The 16,749-nt window shown below is 33.8% G+C and carries 17 protein-coding genes; 7 read left to right on the forward strand and 10 right to left on the reverse strand.

The features are described 5' to 3' along the window. The first annotated feature begins 186 nt into the window (after nucleotides 1-186). Nucleotides 187-1,194 carry an FAD:protein FMN transferase gene (locus tag CLU81_RS01225; protein ID WP_099708159.1) on the forward strand — a complete coding sequence of 336 codons (1,008 nt, stop codon included), beginning with the start codon at nucleotides 187-189 and terminating at the stop codon, nucleotides 1,192-1,194. 393 nt (nucleotides 1,195-1,587) lie between these two features. Here CLU81_RS01225 and CLU81_RS01230 read toward each other — a convergent pair whose 3' ends face one another. The 4 genes from CLU81_RS01230 to CLU81_RS01245 all read right to left on the reverse strand — a co-directional run bounded on the left by CLU81_RS01230 (nucleotide 1,588) and on the right by CLU81_RS01245 (nucleotide 8,040). Then, nucleotides 1,588-2,082, reverse strand: coding sequence for a hypothetical protein (locus CLU81_RS01230; protein ID WP_099708160.1), 495 nt, complete (start codon nucleotides 2,080-2,082; stop codon nucleotides 1,588-1,590). Between the two features lie 198 nt (nucleotides 2,083-2,280). Further along, entirely contained in the window at nucleotides 2,281-3,684 is a 1,404-nt protein-coding gene (locus CLU81_RS01235; RefSeq protein ID WP_099708161.1) for an efflux transporter outer membrane subunit, read from the reverse strand. A gap of 19 nt (nucleotides 3,685-3,703) precedes the next feature. Then, on the reverse strand, nucleotides 3,704-6,868 hold the full coding sequence (locus CLU81_RS01240) for an efflux RND transporter permease subunit (RefSeq protein WP_099708162.1): 3,165 nt from the start codon (nucleotides 6,866-6,868) through the stop codon (nucleotides 3,704-3,706). A gap of 8 nt (nucleotides 6,869-6,876) precedes the next feature. Further along, a complete protein-coding gene (locus CLU81_RS01245) occupies nucleotides 6,877-8,040 on the reverse strand; it encodes an efflux RND transporter periplasmic adaptor subunit (protein WP_099708163.1) in 1,164 nt (387 codons plus the stop codon). Between the two features lie 267 nt (nucleotides 8,041-8,307). On the opposite strand from CLU81_RS01245, the gene CLU81_RS01250 reads away from it, so the two are divergent. From CLU81_RS01250 to CLU81_RS01260, 3 genes are read left to right on the forward strand one after another with little or no spacing between them, the layout of a single operon-like run. Then, nucleotides 8,308-9,357: a sensor histidine kinase gene (locus tag CLU81_RS01250; RefSeq protein ID WP_099708164.1), complete on the forward strand. Its 1,050-nt coding sequence runs from the start codon at nucleotides 8,308-8,310 to the stop codon at nucleotides 9,355-9,357. Then, a complete protein-coding gene (locus tag CLU81_RS01255) occupies nucleotides 9,354-10,085 on the forward strand; it encodes a LytTR family DNA-binding domain-containing protein (protein WP_099708165.1) in 732 nt (243 codons plus the stop codon). The genes CLU81_RS01250 and CLU81_RS01255 overlap by 4 nt, the downstream gene beginning before the upstream one ends. 22 nt (nucleotides 10,086-10,107) lie before the next feature. Further along, complete coding sequence (locus CLU81_RS01260; protein ID WP_099708166.1) at nucleotides 10,108-10,401, forward strand: DUF3861 domain-containing protein; 294 nt, start codon at nucleotides 10,108-10,110, stop codon at nucleotides 10,399-10,401. Nucleotides 10,402-10,603: 202 nt separating this feature from the next. Here CLU81_RS01260 and CLU81_RS01265 read toward each other — a convergent pair whose 3' ends face one another. Further along, entirely contained in the window at nucleotides 10,604-10,867 is a 264-nt protein-coding gene (locus CLU81_RS01265) for a DUF2024 family protein (RefSeq protein WP_099708167.1), read from the reverse strand. Between the two features lie 197 nt (nucleotides 10,868-11,064). On the opposite strand from CLU81_RS01265, the gene CLU81_RS01270 reads away from it, so the two are divergent. Then, nucleotides 11,065-11,796 carry a YggS family pyridoxal phosphate-dependent enzyme gene (locus CLU81_RS01270; RefSeq protein ID WP_099708168.1) on the forward strand — a complete coding sequence of 244 codons (732 nt, stop codon included), beginning with the start codon at nucleotides 11,065-11,067 and terminating at the stop codon, nucleotides 11,794-11,796. Between the two features lie 30 nt (nucleotides 11,797-11,826). Beyond that, nucleotides 11,827-12,558 carry an AAA family ATPase gene (locus CLU81_RS01275; RefSeq protein ID WP_099708169.1) on the forward strand — a complete coding sequence of 244 codons (732 nt, stop codon included), beginning with the start codon at nucleotides 11,827-11,829 and terminating at the stop codon, nucleotides 12,556-12,558. A gap of 118 nt (nucleotides 12,559-12,676) precedes the next feature. Here the strand turns inward: CLU81_RS01275 and CLU81_RS01280 are convergent, their stop codons facing one another. The 4 genes from CLU81_RS01280 to tnpA form a co-directional block, all read right to left on the reverse strand. Further along, nucleotides 12,677-13,288: a thioredoxin family protein gene (locus CLU81_RS01280; protein WP_099708170.1), complete on the reverse strand. Its 612-nt coding sequence runs from the start codon at nucleotides 13,286-13,288 to the stop codon at nucleotides 12,677-12,679. 3 nt (nucleotides 13,289-13,291) lie between these two features. Further along, nucleotides 13,292-13,771: a TlpA family protein disulfide reductase gene (locus tag CLU81_RS01285; protein ID WP_099708171.1), complete on the reverse strand. Its 480-nt coding sequence runs from the start codon at nucleotides 13,769-13,771 to the stop codon at nucleotides 13,292-13,294. 175 nt (nucleotides 13,772-13,946) lie between these two features. Next, the gene (locus CLU81_RS01290; protein ID WP_099708172.1) at nucleotides 13,947-14,345 is read right to left on the reverse strand and encodes a hypothetical protein; all 399 of its coding nucleotides are present in this window, start codon (nucleotides 14,343-14,345) and stop codon (nucleotides 13,947-13,949) included. 205 nt (nucleotides 14,346-14,550) lie between these two features. Continuing rightward, nucleotides 14,551-15,012, reverse strand: a complete 462-nt coding sequence (gene tnpA / locus CLU81_RS01295) for an IS200/IS605 family transposase (protein ID WP_099708173.1) — start codon at nucleotides 15,010-15,012, stop codon at nucleotides 14,551-14,553. A 346-nt stretch (nucleotides 15,013-15,358) separates the two neighbouring features. Here tnpA and CLU81_RS01300 point away from each other — a divergent pair, with 346 nt between their 5' ends. Then, nucleotides 15,359-15,784, forward strand: coding sequence for a DUF6326 family protein (locus CLU81_RS01300; protein WP_099708174.1), 426 nt, complete (start codon nucleotides 15,359-15,361; stop codon nucleotides 15,782-15,784). Nucleotides 15,785-15,789: 5 nt separating this feature from the next. Here the strand turns inward: CLU81_RS01300 and CLU81_RS01305 are convergent, their stop codons facing one another. Next, on the reverse strand, nucleotides 15,790-16,176 hold the full coding sequence (locus tag CLU81_RS01305) for a helix-turn-helix transcriptional regulator (RefSeq protein ID WP_099708175.1): 387 nt from the start codon (nucleotides 16,174-16,176) through the stop codon (nucleotides 15,790-15,792). Nucleotides 16,177-16,749 lie beyond the last annotated feature (573 nt).

Genomic DNA, 16,749 nt, shown 5'->3' on the forward strand with positions numbered 1-16,749 from the left:
CATAAGTCCCATCGGGACAACATATTTATAGAAAATTAGAATGCGTTCAACAAAACCCCATCGGGGTGACATATCTTTACAATCAATATGTAAATATCGCTCCGTTGGAGCTTTAAACCTAATGCATCATTTGTCTATAAATATTTTGCTCCGCTGGAGCTTTAATAAAATTTCTTTTAAAATATCATGAATAAATCAATCCTATATAAACTTCTATTTCTTTCCATATTAATATCTGGATTATCCGGCAACGCACAAGTTCTCCGCAAAAGAACAACGCTTCTTATGGGCGGACGTTTTGATATTACAATTGTTGCGAATGATTCGCTTGAAGCGGAAAAAAATATAGATGCCGTTATTGCCGAAATTACAAGAATTGAAAACCTAATCTCAGATTGGAAATCAGATTCACAGGTTTCTGAAGTAAATCAGAATGCGGGAATACGTCCTGTAAAAGTAGATCGAGAAGTTTTTGAATTAACGCAAAGAGCCATACAATTTTCTGAAGCTACAAAAGGCGGATTTGACGTTAGTTTTGCAGCAATGGACAGAATCTGGAAATTTGACGGATCAATGACCGAAATGCCTTCGGCGGAAGCCATAAAAAAATCAGTAGAAAAAGTTGGTTACAAAAGCATCATTCTGGATAGTGCACAATCGAGTATTTTTCTAAAACTAAAAGGAATGAAAATTGGTTTTGGTGCTTTAGGCGAAGGATATGCAACTGATAAATGTCGCGCCATGATGATCGCAAAAGGTATAAAAGCCGGTATCATAAACGGTTCCGGAGATATGAGTACGTGGGGAAAACAACCTAACGGAAATCCGTGGAAAATTGGGATTACAAACCCATTTAATCCTGATAAACTTCTGGCTACAATTCCGTTAGAACAACACGCAATCACGACTTCGGGAAGCTATGAAAAGTTTGTTGTTTTTAATGGCGTGAGATATTCCCATATCATAAATCCCGCAACAGGTTATCCCGCAACAGGATTATGCAGCGTGACAGTTCTTGGTCCTGACGCCGAAACTGCAAACGGTTTAAGCACTTCGCTTATGGTTTTAGGACAAAAAGAAGGTCTTACTTTGCTTCAAAAATATCCTGATTATAGCTGTTTGATGATTACTGATAATGGTAAAGTAGTGAAATCAAAAAACTTCAAGATTAAGAAGTTTAAAGCTAAACTTTAATATAACAAGCTGGATTATCTTTGTCGAATTCCTTGTGATGGATGGATTAAAATCCATCCCTACAATATAGTTTCGTTCCTCGGGAACTCTTCATAAAATTTCGCAGGAATGATTTATCTTGTAGCAAGGGATTTTAATCCCTTGAAACGCAACATAACCCCAATATTTGTCATTGCGAGGAACGAAGCAACCACACTAACAAAAATTACTAATTGAATTCAGCAAATGAGATTGCTTCGTTCCTCGCAAAGACCAATCTTTGTCGAGTTTTTATTGTGATTTACTTCGTCTGTTCGCTATCGCTTCCGTCTCGCTCCTCCTTTTTCAGAACGAAACAAAACAAAAAAAACGCCCCATTTCTGAGGCGCTCTTCCAATTTAGTCATGTTTTTAATTAATGGTGATCATTGTGCGAATGATTCTGATCCCTGTCTTTGTTTGGATGATCCTTTTTTGAATTTCCTTTTTTATCGTCTTTATCCTTTTTATTATGATATTCTTTGTTGTTTTTTTCCGGTTTATTTCCTCTGTTTTTCTGAGGTTTTCCATGATATCCTTTTGGATAATTAGCTCTGTGTTTACTATGATAAGTATAAGGAGCATTTCCTCTGTAATCATTTAAAACCACTTTATAACCGCCATACAAATCATATTGTCTGTATCTTGCAGGCAATCTATTCTCACGAATCCATCGTCCATTGTTATCATAAATAAACTGACTTTGTGTAACATCATAATAAATATCGATGTCCGGTAAATAGTAATATCTACTATTGTCATAACCTTGTGGTCCCCAATTTGGAGGTGTACCAATATTTACGTTTACTGAAACTTGTGCCTGTGCAAAAACGCTCATCAAGAGTATTAATGCGAATCCTATTTTTTTCATTGTTGTGGTATTTAAGTATTATTTGATTTAATACAAAGCTAAAGTAGTGCCAAATATTTGCTTTTCACCTATTAATTATACGAAACCATAGTAGCAATCGACGAATAGCACTTCTTAATCGATATAAAATTATACGAAAAAACGCCTCAGGATTGAGGCGTTTTTAAACAAATAAAACAATACAATAACCAATAACTATTATTTCCATCCACCGCCTAAAGCGCGGTACAAATCAACAACTGCTTGTAATTTTTGCAAATTATCATTGATACCGCTCAATTGAGCAGCCAATAAATTTTGTTCTGATGTTAATACATCTGTATAATTTGTAGCTGAGCTATATTCTAAAAGCTGTTGTGTAAAATCGACTGACTTTACAAGAGCTTCAATTTGTTTTGCTCTGGAATCTTCTTTTTCAACTGCCATTTCATAAGCATATAAAGCATTTGAAACTTCTTGTCCCGCAACCAAAAGGCTTTGTTGGAAATTGTTTAATGCCTGCACTTGTTTAGATTGTGCCGTTGTTAATCTTGCTTTGTTCAAACCCTGATTAAAAAGTGGCTGCGTTAATCCGCCAATCAAAGAATAAAATACAGAATTACTAAAGAAATCCGTTAATTGCAGGTTCGAAAATCCTCCACTTGCTGTCAATGTCAAACTTGGATAAAAATAAGTTTTAGCCATATTTGTGTTTTCAAAAGCCGTTCTGAAATTAAATTCCGCCTGACGGACATCAGGACGATTCTCTAATAATTGCGCCGGAACACCAATCGCAATATTCTCCGGAATTACCTGATTTCCTAATGTTCCTCTTTCAATTGTTCCGGGAGCTTGTCCCAATAAAATATTAAGCGCATTTTCAGTCTCGCGAATGTCTCTTTTTAAATCCGGAATCAATACTTCGGCTGCATGTTGATTGGCTTCACTTTGCACAACTGCTGCACCTGTAACAATTGCGCCTTCTTTTAAAGCCTTTATAACTTCAACATTTTTGATACGACTTTCTAATGTTGCTTTTGTAATTTCTAATTGTTTATCATACGCTAACAATAAAAAATAATTATTAGCAATATCCGAAATCAATTGTGTCTGAATAGCTTGTTTTGCAGCATCTGTAGAAAGATATGTTGCCAAAGCCGCTCTTTTTGAACTGCTTAATTTTCCCCAAATATCAGCTTCCCAAGACGTACTTAAACCAAGTTTGTAAGTGGTTGTCAAAGTATTGATATTAATTCCTGCCGGAAAATTCAAACCTGCTTCAGATTGTTTCGTGTGCGTTGCATTAGCATCAAGATTCAGAGTTGGATAATACGCTAATTTTGACTGACGTAAAGAAGCGCGCGCCTGAACAATGTTTTCAATCGCATTCTTTAAGTTGTTATTTTGATTTAATCCTTTTTGAATTAAAGCATTCAGTTTTTCATCTTTAAAAACACTTTGCCAAGGCATACTCGCAATCGTAGTCGAATCGGCAGAAGCCTTATCACGATACAAATTATCTGTCGATATAGTGGTGGGGCGTTCGTATTTTTTAGTAACGCATGCACTCAAAAGAGTGGCTGCAATTACTATCATAATATATTTATTTGAACTATGAGTCATCTTTGTATTAATTAAATTATTACTCTTTATGAGCTTCGATCAGTTGCACTTCTTCATCATCTTCGTCGTCATAACCATCTTTTGCCGGACCACTAAGTTTTTCTTGTAAAGTCTGGAAAATGATAAACAATACCGGAATAACAAATACTCCTAATATGGTTCCAATCAACATTCCTCCAACGGCTCCTGTACCAATCGATTTATTTCCAACTGCTCCCGCTCCTGAAGCAAACATCAAAGGAACAAGTCCTAAAATAAAGGCAAACGAAGTCATCAAAATTGGTCTTAAACGTGCTACGGCTCCTTCGACTGCGGCTTGTACAATTGGCATTCCTTTTCGCCTTCTTTCTAAGGCAAATTCAACAATCAAAATACCGTTCTTCGCCAGCAATCCAATCAACATGATTAAGGAAATCTGCAGATAAATATTACTGTTTAATTTGAATATAATCGAGAACAAATAAGCTCCTGCAAGTCCAAACGGAATTGATAATAATACTGCAAATGGCAATATATAACTCTCATATTGTGCACTTAACAAGAAGTAAACAAACACAAGACATAATATAAAAATGAATATAGTTTCACTTCCAGAAGCTAATTCCTCACGTGTTAATCCTGAGAATTCATATCCGTAACCTGCCGGAAGTTCTTGCGCTGCAACTTCCTGAATTGCTTTAATTGCATCTCCGGAACTAAATCCCGGATTTGGTGCTCCTGTAATAGCAATAGAGGTAAATAAGTTAAATCTCGAAATAGATTCCGGTCCAAAAACTCTGGTCATTTTTACAAACTCTGTAATTGGAGCCATTGTTCCTGAGCTATTTCTAACAAAGATTTTATTAAGTCCTTCTGTGTTTGTACGGAATTCCGGAGAAGCCTGCACCATAACACGATACTGTTTTCCGAATTTATTGAAATTCGAAGCATACAATCCTCCATAATATCCTTGCATTGTCGACAAAATCGTATTCACAGGAACTCCTGCATCTTTAGCTTTTGCTAAATTGATTTCCATCATATATTGCGGGAAACCAGGATTAAATGGCGTTGTCGCATATTGTATTTCGGGACGTTTTGATAACTTTTCTAAGAATTCAGTATTAACCTTAAAGAATTCCTGAGTTGTATGTCCTCCTTTATCCTGCAACTGAAATTCGAATCCACCACTTTGTCCAAATCCTGAAATTGTTGGTGGCGAAATAAAGAAGATATTAGCTTCACGAATTCCGCTTGTTTTGGCAAAAAGCTGACCAATTACATCATTAACACTCAGATCACGTTTTTCCCACGTATCCATTTTTATAATAACCATACTGTAAGCACTTCCTGCTCCGGCTGTAAAGTTTTGCCCAACAATACGCAATGTGTTTTTAACCCCTGGAATCGTTTTGGCAATACTGTCTACTTTCTTGGCAATTACATCAGAACGTTCCATAGAAGCTGATGGCGGTAAACTAATATTAGCAAAAATAGTCCCTAAATCTTCCGCAGGAACGAAAGCTGATGGTGTGGTTTTCATCATATAAAATAATGACGCACTCGAAATAAGAATAGCCGCAAGTACAATCCATTTTTTTACAGAAAGAAATTGAACTGAACGTTTATATCTGCCCGTTACATTATCAAAAGCAACGTTAAACGAAGTATAAAATCTTTGAATAAAACTACTATGTTTGTGATCGTCAGCATGTGGTTTTAAAAGTAAAGCACACAATGCGGGACTTAAAGTCAATGCGTTAATTGCCGAAAGGATAATCGCTACTGCAAGAGTAATACCAAATTGCTTGTAGAAAACTCCCGTTGATCCTGTAATAAAAGTAACGGGAATAAATACGGCAGCCATTACAAGTGTAATCGAAATAATCGCACCCGAAATTTCATCCATTGCATCAATCGTAGCTTTCTTAGACGATTTATAACCGTGATCCAGTTTGGCATGCACCGCCTCGACGACGACAATCGCATCATCGACGACAATACCAATCGCCAGAACCATTGCAAAAAGCGTTAGTAAGTTAATGGTAAATCCAAATAAATTCAGAAAGAAAAACGTTCCTACAATCGCAACCGGAACCGCAATTGCCGGAATCAAAGTTGATCTAAAATCCTGAAGAAAAATAAATACTACGATAAAAACCAATATAAAAGCTTCGATTAAAGTATGAATTACTTTTTCGATAGAAGCATCCAAATTTTCGTTAACATCAACAAGAGTAGTGTATTTTACTCCTTTCGGGAAAGTTTTTGCAGCTTCTTCAATCAGCTTTTTAGAGTTGATAATTACATCACGTGCATTAGATCCCGGAGTCTGGCTAATTGCCAAAGCTGTCGATTCTATACCATTTGTTTTAGTCGTTGAAGCATAACTTAAGGAACCTAACTCAACTTTTGCAACATCTTTAAGACGTAACATTTGTCCGTTTCCAACAGATTTGATAATGATATCACCAAATTCCTTAGCGCTCGTTAAACGACCTTTATACTTAATTACATATTGAAAAGCCTGATTTCCGTTTTCACCAAATTTACCTGGTGCTGCTTCGATATTTTGTTCAGCCAAAGCAGCGGAAATATCACTTGGAATCAATTTGTATTGTTGCATTACATCCGGTCTCAACCAGATTCTCATCGAATAATCGTTTGCACCAAATACAGTTACATCTCCTACTCCAACTACACGCTGAATTTGTGGAACAAGGTTGATCTTAGCATAATTTTGAAGGAAAGTCTGACTATACTCATTTCCATCACTATACAAAGAGAAAATCAATAAGTTACTACTCTGACTTTTCGTCACCGTTACCCCAGCCTGAGTTACCTCTACCGGTAATAAACTAGTTGCTCTTGAAACCCTGTTCTGAACGTTTACCGCTGCTAAATCAGGATTTGTTCCTACTTTAAAGTAGATTTTTATAGACGCATTACCGTCATTTGTTGCTGTAGAAGTCATGTAAGTCATGTTTTCTACACCATTAATTTGCTCTTCCAACGGAATTACAATACTTTTCAAAACCACATCAGCATTGGCTCCGGTATAACTTGCGGAGACATTTACTGTTGGCGGAGCAATATCAGGATATTGAGAAATAGGCAGCTCAACAAGTCCTAAAATCCCTAAAATGACAATAATAACAGATATTACCGTCGAAAGAACAGGTCTTTGTATGAATATTTTAAACATTTTTTTTCTTATTTTAAGTCAGCATAAACTTCTCCCTGACTTTGATTTTTAGGTTTGATTTCGCTTCCGTCTTTCAACGCTGCAACTCCTTCTAATACAATTTGATCTCCGGTTTTTAAACCTTCGGTTACGACATAATAATTCCCTGCGCTATTTTCTAAAACTTTGATAGCGACATTTTTAGTTTTACCGTCTTTTCCAACTGTAACAGCAAACATTTTATCCTGAAGTTCAAATGTGGCACTTTGCGGAATCAATAGTTTTTGTTCTACGTCTTGCGGAATTTTTACTGTAGCACTGCTTCCGCTTCTGATAATTCCTTTTGGATTAGGGAAACGTGCTCTAAAAGTAACCGAACCTGTTTCTGTATTAATTAATCCGTTTACCGTTTCAACATATCCTTTTTCACTATAAGTTGAACCGTCTGAAAGTAATAATGAAACCGCTGGCATTTTCTTAATCAACTGAGCAAGTGAACTTCCTTCGGCAGCAGTTTGAGTAAAGTTTAAAAGCATTTTTTCATTCAATGCAAAATAAGCATAAACGTTACCAATGCTTGAAACCGTTGTTAAAGGTTCTGTTGTATTTGAGCCAACTAAACTTCCTAAACGAAACGGAATCGAACCTACAACACCATTAACCGGACTTGTTACAGTTGTATATCCCAGATTAGTTTTGGCATTTACCAAACTTGCATTTGCCTGCGCTAATGTTGCTACAGCAGATTCATATGTATATTGTGCCGATTCTAAATCGTATTTACTGATAATTCCTTTTTCGACCAATGGTCTTACTTTATTTACAGCCAGTTTTGCTGCACTTAAACTTGCCTGAGCGCTCTTTATACTTGCACTTGCTGTACGAACTTCCTGCTCATATTCTGGCGCGCTGATTTTGAATAAAGGTTGTCCGACTTTTACAACGGCACCTTCATCAACAAAAATTTTGTCAATATAACCTTCGACCCTTGGGCGGATTTCGATATTTTGCTGTCCTTGAATAGTTGCCGGAAAATCAGTATATAAAGTTGCTGATTTAGGTTCTAAAGTCAGCGTTTTATACTCTTTAACTTGTGGTGCGCCGCCAGCCTGAGCCGATTTGTCATTTTTATTTCCGCATGAAGCGATGATAACTGACGCAGCAATAATGCTTAAAAAAGATTGCTTATTCATTTTGATGAATTATGAGATTATCTACTTATTAAGAAGCAAAAGAACTAAAACAGTTCAAGCAAAACTTTTCAAATAGACGTAGCCCTAGAGATAATCGATAGATATGCGATAAGAACCGATAAAGGTTGAATCCCTGAAAAATTGTAATTTTGACCGGCGCTCATCGGCTCTAAAATGGTTTTTATGGACTGTAATTACATTTTGAGCGATTGGTTTTATATTGAATGTAAATAAAATGTAATATTGCCCTTCAAACCTTAAATTATAATGGCACCAAACTTTTTTAAACCTTACATTTTTGTCGGATTACATATCCTGGTCTGGCTATTGTTAGGATTTACCTTGTTGTTTTATATTCCGCTCACATGGAATATTGTTCTTCCGGCAATCTTTTGGTTGTGGCAGTCTATTGTGCTGTTTTTCATGATTGTTATATTTTATTTTAATGCACATATAATCGTCCCACGAACTATTATAAGAGATAACATAAGTCCATTTTTTATTCTGGCACTTTTTATCATTTTTATAATGCAATTGGTTGCTTATCTATACAATTACAATACTGACTTACATAATAAACTGGCATTAATCTTAGGTTTTAAAAAATACCGAAATGATTATTTTGACAATTATGTTTTCACAATAACCTTATTAGTTTTAGGAATAAGCACGAGTTATGCAATGCTTCGACACTGGCAAAAAGCCGCACAACACAAGCAAAAACTGGAACAGGATAAAACCATGGCAGAACTGGCGATGCTGAAAGCGCAAATTAATCCGCACTTTTTCTTCAATTCGCTTAATAGCATTTATTCTCTTACTTATACCAATATCGAAGATTCTCGCAGCGCTTTGCATACTTTAAGCCGAATGATGCGTTATTTACTTTATAGTACAGAAGGCGAACGAACTACGTTATTAAAAGAAGCCGAATTCATGAAAGATTTTATAGCTTTGATGAAGCTTCGTGCCAATAAAAAACTAACGATAACAACAGATATACCAGAAAAGATCCACGATTTTCCAATTGTTCCAATGTTGTTACTACCTTTAGTAGAAAATGCCTTTAAACACGGTATTCACGCAACGGACAAAAGTGAAATATATATTAAATTAAGACAAAATGGAAACGATCTTGAATTTGAAGTCGAAAATACTTTTTTCGAAAAAACATCGACTACAGATCAAGGCGGAATTGGGTTGACAAATACAAAACGCAGATTGCATTTGATTTATCCAAATAAGCATTTAATGACTGCCGGTATTGACCAAAATGGTAAATACAAAGTAAATCTGCAAATAACTTTAGAACAATGATTGTATTAAAATGTATAGCAGTAGACGATGAACCACTTGCGTTAAGGCTTGTGGAAACTTTTATAGAGCAAACTCCGTTTTTACAATTGGCATGCAGTTGCGATAATGCCGTCGAAGCTATGAGTTTAATACGCGAGCAACAACCAGACATTGTTTTTCTGGATATAAATATGCCAAACTTAACAGGAATGGAACTTGCCAGACTTTTGCAGGAACAACCGGGACCATTGCCTAAAATTATTTTTACGACTGCTTATAATCATTATGCAATTGAAGGATATCGCGTAAATGCTGTCGATTATTTATTGAAACCTTTTAGCTACGAAGAGTTTTTAAGAGCTGCCAATAAAGTTTTGCAAATGTCTGAAGAAGCTTCAAATCAATTTCATTCTGTTGCGGCCGATGATGAATTTATTTTCTTGAAAGTCGAATATCAATGGGTCAGAATTTCTTTAAAAGACATTTTATATATCGAAAGTTTGAAGGATTATGTAAAAGTACATTTTGAAGATTCTCAGAAGTCTTTGATGTCATTGATTTCGCTTAAAGCATTAGAAGAGAAATTATCTTCTTCTAAATTTATGCGTATCAATCGCTCTTTTATTGTTCCCTTAGATAAAATAAGTTCGATAAGCAAAAACTCAATCTTCATTGGTAAAACCGAAATTACAGTTGGCGAACAATACAAAGAAACCTTTAAAACCATCGTAGACAAATGGTTGAAATAATTATAATACAATATAATACCGCATGGAAAAAAGATCGAATAAATATTCCCTCACATTAAGCTTAAAGGAATATGCAAACGGGGAAACTGAACCCGCAAAAGAACTAGGAATTGAATTTGACAATCACGACGAAATATTTGGGATTATCGAAAGAATAAAAGACAAAAATATATTTGAAAATCCGCACGAAGCAACGCAATTTGCACTTGGTTTAAAATTGTTCAGCGAAATCAAATTAAAGCATCGCAAAAATCCACTTTTTGAAGAATTGAATGAAGTATTTCCAATCTTCATGAAAAAATTAAAAAGCATGTAATAATAAAAAAGACTGTCGTAAAAGGCAGTCTTTTTTATTTGTTTTTTAACCACAATCTTGTCATTGCGAGGAACGAAGCAACCACACTAACAAAAATCACGAATTGAATCTTGCAAATGAGATTGCTTCGTTCCTCGCAAAGACCAATCTTTGTCGAGTTTCTTGCAAAGATTTCTCCTTCGTCGAAATGACAAAAAAATCTTTAATTACAGTTTTCCATTTCTATAATTGAATATCCATTTTTAAGAATTTGATTTTCTATTTCTATTGGAGCTTTATCAATATGGCAAAATCTACATTCTTTTGATGTTAAAGGCTGACCTTCTTGTGAAACTGTTTTAAGATATTCTTTTCCATATTCAAAAACCTTTTCGGCATTGTCTGTGCGTTCATCAACCAGAATATCAAAATGCATAATTTTTCCATCATTTCGGGTTACATAAGTATCCCATACTGCTACTTTCATATGATTTGTGTTGTTTTAAATTAAATCTTTTTGGTTTTATTATTTGATACAAAATTACTCGGGTTTGTAATCTGCTGAATAATCCAGTTTTCTGATTTATAGCGATATTCTGGTCTACTTCAAACACAAACTGGACTATTTATAATACTCAAAACTGGATCTTTTCCCTACTCCACCCTTTTATTACTTTTGATATTATGAAAGAAGAGATTATTTTTAACCTGAAACAAGTTCATCAGCGTATTGAAGATGCCTGCAAACTTTATGACAGAGATCTATCAGATGTCAAATTATTATTGGCAACTAAAACCGTTCCTGCCAACAATATTCAAATTGCAATTGAAGCCGGAGAAACACTTATAGGCGAAAATAAAATGCAGGAATTGCGCGATAAAGATTCCGTTTTGAAAAATCTCAATATCGAACGTCATTTTATAGGCCATCTTCAAACCAATAAAGTAAAAGATGTTCTTAAATATGCAACTTGCATTCAATCGCTTGACAGAATAAGTTTAGCCGAAGAACTCGACAAACAATTACAAAAAGAAAACAGAAATATCGATGTTTATATTCAGGTAAATACATCATTTGAAGAAAGTAAATTTGGTTTACCACCAAAAGAAGTAATTCCGTTTATTGAAAAAATAAAAAACTTTCAAACTTTAAACATTAAAGGTTTAATGACGATTGGATTATTAGATGTTGAGAAAGAAAAAATGCGTCCGTCATTGCGTTTACTTCGGGAAATAAGAGATGAAATTTACGCTCATAAAATTGATGGAATTACAAATCTAAAACTTTCAATGGGAATGTCTCAGGATTTAGAATTGGCTATTGCCGAAGGTTCAAATCTGGTAAGAGTTGGAACTTCTGTTTTTGGAAACCGCTTTTTAGGAAAAGAAATCTGGAACGAAAATATTGCAGAATAAAGTCTAATTTTGCACCAAATAAAAACTCAAATGAATCTGTTCGAACTTGTTATAAATGATACTGAAAAAGTAGCACTGAATGATTTACATTTCAGTCAGGAGAATAAAACTACGCTGCTTCAAACGATTAAAGAACATACTTATATCGAAGAATTAAAAAAGTATAATCTTGCCGTTGATAACAAAATACTTCTTCACGGTCATTCAGGCTGTGGAAAAACGACGACTGCAAAAGCCATTGCAACTTCTTTGAATAAAAAGATTATTATAATAAATCTCAGCACTTTAATCGATGCTAAAATTGGAGAAACGTCAAAAAATCTAAAAGCAATATTTGATCGCGTAATCTCAGAAAAAGCAGTTTTGTTTCTGGATGAATTTGACCAAATTGGAAAAAGCAGAGATAATAATGACAAAGATGTTGCTGAAATGAAACGTTTGGTAAACACCTTAATTCAACTAATTGATTATTTCCCAAATAACAGTTTGCTTATTTGCGCCACCAATTATTATGATAGCATCGATACAGCTTTACTAAGAAGATTTCAGATTAAACTAAAATTTGAAATGCCTAACGAAAATGAACTTCTTGCTTATTATGACAAACAATTAGAGCGTTTCCCTGTTCATTTTCAAGACATTCCACGCAAATTAAATATTTCATACGCTGAAGCGAAAGATTACATTAACACAACAATGAAAAGGCAAATTATAGCCGAATTAGAACTTCAGAATCAAAAACTCAGCGAAGCAATACTATAAAAAACAAACACGAATTTCACAAATTTGCACTAATTCATTCGTGAAATTACTTCCGCAAAAAAGTAACCTCCAAAATTTGTGTCAATTCGTGAAATTCGTGTTCAAATAAATCTGTGTATTAAGCTTTTGCTTTTCTTTTTACTGTACAGCCAATTTCTTTTGTTTGTGTAATCGCTGGTTTTTGATTGCTTTTTAAGGATGCAATTACATCTTCAGCATATTTTGTTTTTTCCGTTTTCGTTCCTTCCGGGTCATTATCGATTGCACCTACATATTCTACAACATTTCCTTTAGCACTTTTAGAAACGATAAAAAGATGTGGTGTATGTTTTGCTCCGTATTCATCAGTAATTTTTTGTCCTGCATCAAATAAATATGGGAAAGGATATTTTTTATCTTTTGCTAAATCCTGCATTTTGTCAAACGAATCGGCTTTTGAAGCTTCAGGATCATTTGGATTAATTGCAATTACTGGATATCCTTGAGATTTAAACTTTTTGTCAAGTTCAATTATTCTTTGCTCATAAGCCACTGCATATGGACAAGTATTACAGGTAAAAACAACAATAAATCCTTTGGCTTTTGGAAAACTCCCAAAAGAAACTTCTTTGCCATCTACATTTTTCAATTTGAAATCCGGTGCAGTATCTCCGGCTTTAAGTGTTGTCTGCGCCTGAGAAAGCAACATATTAAACAAAAACACCATGGTTGCAGTAATAAAATTTTTCATAATTTATAGTTTTTTATATTCAGTTAATAATTGTTCATAGGTAAATTCAGATTCGACAAATTTCCTTTTATCACCTTTTATAAAAAGTGTCGCAGGAATACTTCCGGACCACGTTGGATCGATTCTGTCAATATATTCTTGTGGATTGCTTTCGTTCAATAGAAAAACCTGGCTTTTCATGTTTTTTCTTTTCACAAACGGTATTACTGCCGAACTCAATTTGGATTTAAAATCAACACTCACTAATAATACAGCCAATTTTTCGGTTTTATATTCGGCGTTTAGTTTTTCAAAATGAGGTAATTCCTTAATGCAGGGAGCGCACCAGGTTGCCCAAAAATTCACGACATAAGTACTGTCTTTTCCATTTTTGATTCTTTCCTGTAATTGATCAATGTTTATCAACTTTACGTTCTGACCAAATGAGGTTATCGAAAAAGCAAAAAACAAAAAAGTATATATTTTAAAAGCGTGGATTTTCATATTTATAAGTGCTTTAGTAGTTTGCCTTACAAATATAAACTAATGTTAAATTATTTTTTGTTAATGAAAGTTTAATGGTTTCAAAATTGTCTGCGAAGCTACTAAAACACAATGTTCAGATCACTTTCCTCCTATTTAGTAGTATCTTAAAAACGCAATATTTTTGCCAGAAATCCTACATTGTTGCTTTTATGTTTATATTATTAACAAACAAGAGTTTCTCCATATTACTCATATTGATAAGGGATAAAATGCCATTCTTATTTTGATTAATACCATTTATTTTAAAACAAAATTCATCGCCATCTTTGTCCATTAAGGTTAAATACTCAATATTATCATCTGAATTATTCTGACAACTGTGCGAAATAGAATATTTGTACATTACCTTGAAACTATCATTTACATAATTATAAACCTTTCCGTCCGGCGTAAAAACCCATCTTGCACTGCGATTTTCATTATTATACCAGGTTCCAATGATTTTTTTTGAAGAAGGATCTTCATCTTGATTGTTTCCGAAAATTGTAGGGATTTGTAATACCAATAGCAAAATTAAAAATAGCTTTTTCATAGTTTTTCTGATTTAATTATGTATCTGATTTTCAAAAGTAAACTTGAATATTTTTTATATAAAAATAATAATTATTTGATTAACAGAATATTTTAAAAGAGTTTAAAATATATTATTAACCAATAACTCATTGTTCCATCGGAACATTTCATTGGTAACAAAAACATCCCGATTTCACGTTTTCGTCCCGGAGGGACGTTTGGATTCACACAATTGGCTCTTCAAAAATATATTGTTCATCATATTCTACTTCAAATGCTTTTAATATTTTTAGATATTCCTCTAAAAATGTTTCTTTCTTATGATGTTCCTCTTGATTTTGTATATAACGAATTACATTTGGAACATGACTTCTTGAATATGAAAATGCACCATAACCTTCCTGCCAGGCAAAAGTCAAACATAATTTTTCTTCTTTAATCCATTTCGTTGTTTCTGTTTTTACATTTTGAATAAGCGAAGAAATAGATTGAGTTGGACGCATTCCTATAAAAATATGAATATGATCCGGCATACTATTTATACAAAGCATTTTGTGCTGATTTGATTGAATTATACCCGTTATATATTGATGCAATCTGTCTTTCCATTCTTTGTCTATTAATGCTTTGCGAAATTTTACTGCGAAAACGAATTGTACGTGTAACTGTGTGTATGTATTTGCCATTACCGATGAGATGTTCCTCTGGAACATTAAAACCAATTATTACTTCATTCTACCGACGCGATGTTCCGATGGAACATTTTTCAATCATATGTCTTTGATTCTTGTGGGAAATGAATCTTTCAAAACTGTAATAATTTAAAACATAACATATCCTCAAAAGGATTTAATTGTATCAAATTAAGGCAAATTGTATCAAGCAAAAATCTAGAAAGAGGCATTTTACAACTTTGTACTTTTACAAAAATTATAATCAACTAGATTTAATAGCTTATGTTCCATCGGAACATCTCATCGGTAATATGTAACAAACTCTTCATTAATTCGTCCTATAAAAAAACCAAAAACCATGGATACTAAACCAAATACCAACTTGAAAGATTTTGAAGTTAATATCAAAGTCAAACTTGCTTTTCTCTGGACATCAGTAACCTTATGTTATTTATATGGAGATTATTTTGAATTGTATGTGCCCAAAAAAGCGGCTGGACTTGTAAGCGGAGAAAATTTGCTTGACAATCCTGTAAAATTATTTATGGCGGCAGTTTTACTCGCCATTCCGGCGGTAATGGTATTTTTTTCTATTCTGCTAAAACCAAAAATAAATAGATTTCTCAATATCTTATTTGGAGCTTTCTATACTTTAATTATGGTTTTAATTGCTTTTACTTCGCTAACACCATGGAGAAGTTTTTATGTTTTTCTGGCTCTTCTTGAAAGTTTAATTACAATTCTGATTGTATTTTACGCCTGGAAATGGCCAAGAGAATTGTAATAAATTTAGATCTCTCCAAATTTATCTTTATATCGTTCCAGTTCTGCTTCTGTTTTATGTAGAAGTTTTTCAAGGAGTTTTATTTTATCTTCGTAAAGAACTTTTAGCGTTGTGGTATTTTCGGTGTTAATCAGAATGCTTCCGTTGTTGTTTCCGATAACTTTATTGAAATTTCCGAAATATCGCTGACCATCAAAACTTAGAATATCTTCGACACTGACTTCTAAAATTCGGGCAATTTCGACGAGTTTTACGTAGGATAAAATAGTTTTCCCTTTTTCAATTTTGCTATAACCTGCCTGAGTAACGCCAAGTTGTTCTGCCATGTATTCTTGTGTATAATTTTTGAGCTCTCTGATACTTTTAATTTTATTTTTTATTGAAGTGGACATATTTTTTCGTTTGGGGGATGTAGAATAGACAAAACAACTCAATACCAGAATCTGATATTACAGTAGTTCCATCTTGAATTGCATGCTAAAACTATTTCACTTATAGAGAAATGAAATTGGGTATTTTGTTATTTTTTCTTTGCAATAATTACAAATCCATATATTACAGCAATAACAATGCATACCAAATCATAATTGGAAATTGGAGGTAATAACATTTAGTAAAATTTTAGTAGATTAGGCAGTTTTCTTTATCATTCGATCAAACTGTAGGTTCAAGTATTGATCTATTTGCCTGCCTATGAGATTCCGGTCTTCGGCTTTGATTTTGATTGAAATTTCTTTTTGATAAATATCCCGAACCAAAACGAAATATTCAAATTCTGTGCGATCATTAAATCTTAAAATGATAAGAAATGTATAACACAATAAGGTTGGAATGATATAATAAACGTCGATTATATCCGAAAAAATCATGCAATAATAAGCTATCGCGGTGACGAGAATAAACATGGCATTGACGAGAAAATATGCTTTCTTTTTTCGGGATATACCAAGTTCAACTATTTCATC

The sequence above is a fragment of the Flavobacterium sp. 9 genome (assembly GCF_002754195.1).
Lineage (GTDB): Bacteria > Bacteroidota > Bacteroidia > Flavobacteriales > Flavobacteriaceae > Flavobacterium.

What these genes read in the sequence shown, in the direction of transcription:
- CLU81_RS01300 (WP_099708174.1), top strand. Translation starts at nt 15,359, where the DNA reads ATGGATACTAAACCAAATACCAACTTGAAAGATTTTGAAGTTAATATC.
- CLU81_RS01285 (WP_099708171.1), bottom strand. Translation starts at nt 13,771, where the DNA reads ATGAAAATCCACGCTTTTAAAATATATACTTTTTTGTTTTTTGCTTTT.
- CLU81_RS01270 (WP_099708168.1), top strand. Translation starts at nt 11,065, where the DNA reads ATGAAAGAAGAGATTATTTTTAACCTGAAACAAGTTCATCAGCGTATT.
- CLU81_RS01255 (WP_099708165.1), top strand. Translation starts at nt 9,354, where the DNA reads ATGATTGTATTAAAATGTATAGCAGTAGACGATGAACCACTTGCGTTA.
- CLU81_RS01230 (WP_099708160.1), bottom strand. Translation starts at nt 2,082, where the DNA reads ATGAAAAAAATAGGATTCGCATTAATACTCTTGATGAGCGTTTTTGCA.
- CLU81_RS01240 (WP_099708162.1), bottom strand. Translation starts at nt 6,868, where the DNA reads ATGTTTAAAATATTCATACAAAGACCTGTTCTTTCGACGGTAATATCT.
- CLU81_RS01250 (WP_099708164.1), top strand. Translation starts at nt 8,308, where the DNA reads ATGGCACCAAACTTTTTTAAACCTTACATTTTTGTCGGATTACATATC.
- CLU81_RS01265 (WP_099708167.1), bottom strand. Translation starts at nt 10,867, where the DNA reads ATGAAAGTAGCAGTATGGGATACTTATGTAACCCGAAATGATGGAAAA.
- CLU81_RS01245 (WP_099708163.1), bottom strand. Translation starts at nt 8,040, where the DNA reads ATGAATAAGCAATCTTTTTTAAGCATTATTGCTGCGTCAGTTATCATC.
- CLU81_RS01305 (WP_099708175.1), bottom strand. Translation starts at nt 16,176, where the DNA reads ATGTCCACTTCAATAAAAAATAAAATTAAAAGTATCAGAGAGCTCAAA.
- CLU81_RS01280 (WP_099708170.1), bottom strand. Translation starts at nt 13,288, where the DNA reads ATGAAAAATTTTATTACTGCAACCATGGTGTTTTTGTTTAATATGTTG.
- CLU81_RS01275 (WP_099708169.1), top strand. Translation starts at nt 11,827, where the DNA reads ATGAATCTGTTCGAACTTGTTATAAATGATACTGAAAAAGTAGCACTG.
- CLU81_RS01225 (WP_099708159.1), top strand. Translation starts at nt 187, where the DNA reads ATGAATAAATCAATCCTATATAAACTTCTATTTCTTTCCATATTAATA.
- tnpA (WP_099708173.1), bottom strand. Translation starts at nt 15,012, where the DNA reads ATGGCAAATACATACACACAGTTACACGTACAATTCGTTTTCGCAGTA.
- CLU81_RS01290 (WP_099708172.1), bottom strand. Translation starts at nt 14,345, where the DNA reads ATGAAAAAGCTATTTTTAATTTTGCTATTGGTATTACAAATCCCTACA.
- CLU81_RS01260 (WP_099708166.1), top strand. Translation starts at nt 10,108, where the DNA reads ATGGAAAAAAGATCGAATAAATATTCCCTCACATTAAGCTTAAAGGAA.
- CLU81_RS01235 (WP_099708161.1), bottom strand. Translation starts at nt 3,684, where the DNA reads ATGACTCATAGTTCAAATAAATATATTATGATAGTAATTGCAGCCACT.